Raw genomic sequence first — 229 nt, forward strand, 5'->3', positions numbered from 1 at the left:
ATCCATACGTATGGCCGTCGTCTCAACTGGCATCCGCATGTGCATGTGTCAGTGACCTGCGGAGGTCTGAATAAACACGGACACTGGAAAAAGCTGAGCTTCCTGAAAGACGCGATGCGTTCGCGGTGGATGTGGAATATGCGGCAGCTGCTTCTGAAAGCGTGGTCAGAAGGTCTGGCGATGCCGGAATCGTTGTCACATATCACGACGGAATCACAGTGGAGAAGCC

Annotated in this window: 1 protein-coding gene; it reads left to right on the forward strand. The window is 53.7% G+C overall.

Translation table 11 applies throughout. From position 1 onward, the window contains the following. Positions 1 to 229: transposase (locus V5P19_RS24680; RefSeq protein WP_334408134.1), on the forward strand; the 229-nt coding region annotated here is incomplete at both ends.

It is taken from the genome of Enterobacter sp. UNJFSC 003 (assembly GCF_036903355.1).
In the GTDB taxonomy this organism is placed as follows: domain Bacteria; phylum Pseudomonadota; class Gammaproteobacteria; order Enterobacterales; family Enterobacteriaceae; genus Enterobacter.